At 40.8% G+C, this 5,526-nt stretch carries 4 protein-coding genes; all 4 read right to left on the minus strand.

Going from position 1 to position 5,526, the window contains the following annotated elements:
• Nucleotides 1-117: 117 nt before the first annotated feature.
• The 4 genes from ACFWE9_RS25615 to hutU all read right to left on the minus strand — a co-directional run bounded on the left by ACFWE9_RS25615 (nucleotide 118) and on the right by hutU (nucleotide 5,471).
• A complete protein-coding gene (locus ACFWE9_RS25615; protein WP_290370531.1) occupies nucleotides 118-252 on the minus strand; it encodes a hypothetical protein in 135 nt (44 codons plus the stop codon).
• 427 nt (nucleotides 253-679) lie between these two features.
• On the minus strand, nucleotides 680-2,002 hold the full coding sequence (locus ACFWE9_RS25620) for an MFS transporter (protein WP_377359469.1): 1,323 nt from the start codon (nucleotides 2,000-2,002) through the stop codon (nucleotides 680-682).
• 497 nt (nucleotides 2,003-2,499) lie between these two features.
• On the minus strand, nucleotides 2,500-3,798 hold the full coding sequence (hutI, locus tag ACFWE9_RS25625; RefSeq protein ID WP_230156496.1) for an imidazolonepropionase: 1,299 nt from the start codon (nucleotides 3,796-3,798) through the stop codon (nucleotides 2,500-2,502).
• Nucleotides 3,795-5,471, minus strand: a complete 1,677-nt coding sequence (gene hutU, locus ACFWE9_RS25630) for a urocanate hydratase (RefSeq protein ID WP_230156497.1) — start codon at nucleotides 5,469-5,471, stop codon at nucleotides 3,795-3,797. Before hutU ends, hutI begins: the two co-directional genes overlap by 4 nt.
• Nucleotides 5,472-5,526 lie beyond the last annotated feature (55 nt).

Genomic DNA, 5,526 nt, shown 5'->3' on the forward strand with positions numbered 1-5,526 from the left:
TATTAACACTTATAAAAAAAGTCTTTTCGTTATGTTGCCAAACTAATACAGGCCAAGAATAGTAGATTTCATATAGTTGCACTATCCTCATTCTCCTATATTTTCTATAAAAGAGTCTCAATCATTGAAATAAATGACTTCACTAAGGATTTTACATCCTTGTAATTCCTCGAATTTTGCCCTTGCTTCCTTTTCAGTGTCATACTCAAACATTCTTATCCTGTTCTTCGCATGAACAGTGATTATCCACATAAAAACTTCCTCCCCTCAGAAGGATTTTTTTTATAGCCTTATTTCCATTAGAGATTATTACATTTTAAACCAGCCACGGAAACACGAAGAATCAGCCGGCTTTTTAACTCCAACCATATAGGCTAAATGTGTTCCACGGATAAGCTTTCCAAAGTCTTTAAAATGACATGATACCCAGTCCATAATTAGTAATAACATTTATTCCTTCTTGTGCTGTGGAGGATTAAACCTATTTAGAAAAGTATCTATCTTGGAGCAAGCAGCTAAATCCAACTTCTCGTATATACATATGTGATTCTCTTGAAACATCCTCTTGCGAAAAAGGAGCAATCGCCTTAACCATTGCTCATCATAAGCTGTAACTACTTATTTATTGGTCTAATTAGCTTCTTTCCAATCTACTATCTTTCCTAAAAAAACTATGTTTTTAACTAACCATATTATTGGTTGATGTAGACGAGTCTCTTTGTTTACCGGGCTTCACAAAAACCATCGCGATCATTCCTATTGTTACCGCAACGGATGCTGCAATAAACATTGCATTATATCCATGTTTTGCTACAAGACTTCCTGTCAGGGTCGGGGCAATAATAGTCGCTAGATTCGCAATAAAATGAGTTACTCCCCCAAAAGTTCCTGCTTTATTTGGTGCTGTATCAAGAACAACTATCCAATAGATGGAATTCGGTAAATAATTAAAGGCATTGCCTATACACATTAATGCAAGTACTGCTGCAGCACTATCGACAGTTGGGATCAACATAAAACAAACAGCTGTACAAAATAAGGATGCTACTGTGAACCAAGATCTGGCAATTCGTAAATTCCCTGTTTTTCTACGTAATATATCTGAGATTTTACCACCTAATAATCCAGTGATAATGGCTCCTATCCAGGGAATCATACCAATATATGAAAGAGAAGCAAGTGAATAATTAAATTCATCTTGCAGATATTTGGGGGTCCATGTAAGTAATAAAATATTTACATATAAAAAGGCAAAATATCCAATGGCATTAAATACTAACGTAGGGTTTTTAAAAAAATGGTACCATGGTACATTTATTTGTTCGTCTAATTTCGTCTCACCTTTAATTAAATTATCTGCACTTCGAATTTCTTCTAGTTCGGTTTTCGAGACTCTTGGATGATCTTCAGGTAAGTTTGTAAAAACTTTGTTCCAAATTGCTACCCAAATAAAGCCTAATATTCCGAGAATAACAAATGTTACTTTCCAGTTAGTGAATGTTAGAAGACCTACTACGATGGGTGCAGTAATTAATGCTCCAATTGGCGTTCCAACTAATCCAAGTGCTACAGCAAACCCTTTTTCTTTAGGGGATACCCAGTTTGCCATCGTTCGATTCATCGTTGATAAGGTAGGTCCTTCAGCTAAACCAAATAAAACACGAAATACCGCAAATCCTGCCAAGGCAGAGCCTCCAAATAATGCTGTACCTATGTGACCTGCGAATATTGTCCCAATTTCAAAAAAAGACCATGTAGTTCCGGCAATGATCCACATGAATTTAGGACCTTTCTTATCTGCTAAAGCACCACCAAATAGTGCACCGAAAATATAACCATATCCAAAATATCCTAGGATCGCTCCCCAACTTACTGGATCTAAATTGAACTCCTTGATTATTTCAGCTTGGGCATATGAAAGTGCACCTCTATCAATATAATTTATGATTGTAATAACAATAATCATAAAAATGATAAAGTAACGATAGTTATTTCTCAACATGTAATCACTCCTTGATGTTTGTTAGAGGGCAGCAATACTGACTGATTTTAAACATAAAAACAATCATCCTAAAACCCTAAATCTAATCTGCATTATGCAGCCAGTATTAAATTGCAGCCATGAACACCCTGATTCTGACTGTTTTGACCCCAATAGAGTAGCTCGGACCAAGACAGACAAAATCAATATGCATGACAATCGGATACTGGCCTATTTCTAGTAAAATATCAAAAAACCCATTAGCAGGCATTCCACCATGGGTAGAAGCATGTATACCAGTGCAACTGAAGTATCAGATACAGCACCTGCTTTGGCAACTTGGCATTCTGTTAGATCATGTTATACGTATCAAAGCCTTTTTACATTCGCCAAAATTCCAGCGGATATAAAGAGGCTCCTGATACATAGATTGAAGTTTATTAATTGGGCGTTTCATGAGAGATACAGTCAACCTAATGATGGGTCGATGGGTATAGTCTCTCTTCTTTTAGTGAATTTTATAGACCAGTCAGGCTTTTAGATTCAGTCTTCACCCTATCATTCACTACTTGCACACCATTTTTCCATACAGACTTAACGTGATTGACCCCAAATAAATATTGCAACTCCTGATAGTTTTCAACATTCCATAGAACGACATCAGCTTGTTTTCCGACTTCAAGCGATCCGACCTTTTCTTGCCTGTTGATTGCACAAGCAGCATTGTATGTCGCCGCCGTAAGAGCTTCTGCAGGGGTAAGCCGCATCGAAATGCATGCCAGATTCATGACAAGCGGCATGGAAGTCGTCGGTGAAGATCCAGGATTGCAATCGGTCGAAATGGCAACAGCTACGCCTTCATCAACCATTCGTCTTCCAGGGGCCGCTTCTTCTCGTAAATACAAGGCGGTGGCTGGAAGCAAGCAGGCAATGGTACCTGACTTCGCCATAGCAGTAATCCCCTCATCGGAAGCTTTTAACAAATGCTCAGCTGAAATGGCTCCTATCTTCGCAGCTAATTCAGCTCCACCGTATGGCTCAATTTCATCTGCATGAATTTTAGGAATCAAGCCGTATTTTTTTCCGGCCGTTAAAATCCGCTCCGATTGTTCAGGGGTAAATACCCCCTTTTCACAAAATACATCATTGAATTCAGCCAACTTCTCTTCAGACACGATTGGAAGCATATCATTTATCAGATGATCGACAAATTCATCCTCACGGCCTTTATAATCCTTAGGAACTGCATGGGCTCCCATAAATGTAGGAACAAGGTCAATCGGATGCTCCTCCTGTAATTTCTTCATCACCCGTAACTGCTTCAATTCGGTTTCCAAGTTCATTCCGTAACCGCTTTTACCCTCTACTGTGGTCACACCATGAGCGAGAAACGAATCAAGGCGTCGGGTGGTTTGCTCCATCAATTCTTCTTCACTTGCTTCCCGGGTCATGCGGGTGGTAGCATGAATGCCCCCACCTGCGTTCATAATGTCCATATATGTTGCGCCTTCAAGACGCATTTCAAATTCACGTTCCCGGCTCCCGCCATATACAACATGCGTATGTGGATCAACTAGCCCAGGTGTCACCAAATGGCCAGTTGCATCAAAGACTTCAGCTTCATGCATTCTATCTGCATAGAGTTCTTCCAATTCTTTGGTCGTACCGATCGCTTGGATCAAACCAGATTCCATCCATATGCTTCCATCTTCAATCAACCCAAGCTCCGACATTGCCTCTTTGGAACGAGGACCTTTCCTATCAGAGGTAAGGGTAGCAAGTTGAGTGGCATGTTTTATCCAAATTGGTTTTGTCATTGTTTATCAATTCCTTTATCAAGCATCGGGATATTAATTCCTCTTTCACGAGCTGTTTCCTCTGCCAGTTCATAACCTGCATCAACATGACGCACTACCCCCATCCCAGGGTCCGTTGTCAACACTCGCTCAATTCTTGCTCCTGCTTCTTTTGTGCCGTCTGCTACAATTACAACGCCTGCATGCATGGAGTAACCCATTCCTACGCCGCCGCCATGATGTACGGAAACCCAGGTTGCACCGCCCACTGCATTCACCATTGCATTTAGGATCGGCCAGTCAGCCACTACATCCGAACCATCCTTCATGGCTTCGGTTTCACGATTCGGCGAAGCAACAGAGCCTGAATCTAAATGGTCACGCCCAATCACTATCGGAGCCTTCAATTCACCGCTTGCAACCATATCATTGAGGATTTTACCAAAACGGGCGCGCTCCCCATAACCAAGCCAACATATGCGGGAAGGCAGACCTTGGAACTGAATTTTTTCTTGAGCCATTCTGATCCAGTTACATAAATGTTCATTATCAGCGAATTCACGTAAAATCGCTTGGTCTGTTTTATAAATGTCTTCTGGATCACCAGATAAAGCTACCCAGCGGAATGGACCTTTACCTTCACAAAATTGTGGACGGATATAAGCTGGAACGAAGCCCGGGAAATCAAAAGCATTCTCTACCCCTTCATCTTTCGCAACTTGACGGATATTGTTACCATAATCAAACGTCACGGCACCTTTTTCCATCATTTCAAGCATCGCTTTTACATGTTTGGCCATTGAAGCTTTAGAAAGTTTAATATACTCTTCTGGATTTGCATTCCGTAATTCTGCAGCCTCTTCCATTGACAGGCCTGAAGGAGTATATCCATTTAGTGGATCATGGGCGGACGTCTGATCCGTCAAGACATCCGGAATAAAGTTCCTTGCGATCATTTCAGGAAGAAGATCAGAAGCATTCCCAATCAGACCAATGGATAATGCTTTCCCTTCATGTTTGGCTTCTGTTGCTAAACGAATAGCTTCATCCAAAGAATCCGTTTTCACATCGGTATAGCGCGTCTCAATTCTCCTGTCAATTCTTGTCTCATCAACATCGATCCCGATACAGACACCACCGTTCATCGTAACTGCTAGCGGCTGTGCCCCTCCCATTCCGCCTAAACCTGCCGTTAATGTAATGGTGCCTTTTAACGAGTTATTGAAATGTTGTTTGGCAAGCTCGGCAAAGGTCTCGTATGTACCCTGTACGATTCCTTGAGAACCAATATATATCCAGCTACCAGCTGTCATCTGCCCATACATCATCAATCCCTTTTTATCAAGTTCATGGAATGTTTCCCAGTTCGCGTATGCAGGGACGATATTTGAATTTGCAAGCAGGACACGTGGTGCATCCGTATGTGTTTTAAAAATAGCAACCGGTTTCCCTGATTGGACCAATAAAGTTTCATCTTCTTCAAGCTCTTTTAGTGATTTGACGATTGCATCAAAGCATTCCCAGTTACGAGCTGCTTTCCCAATCCCTCCGTATACCACCAAATCTTCTGGACGTTCAGCGACTTCAGGATCCAAATTATTCATTAACATTCTAAGTACTGCTTCTTGTTGCCATCCTTTTGTATGCAATTCTGTTCCTGTATAACGGATAACCTTGTTTGTAATCGTGTTCATTTTTGTTGCCTCCTTGTTTGTTATGTTGTTTTCTTATATTTTTATTGTATAGGAA

The sequence above is a fragment of the Peribacillus sp. NPDC060253 genome, from assembly GCF_042727425.1.
In the GTDB taxonomy this organism is placed as follows: Bacteria; Bacillota; Bacilli; order Bacillales; family DSM-1321; genus Peribacillus.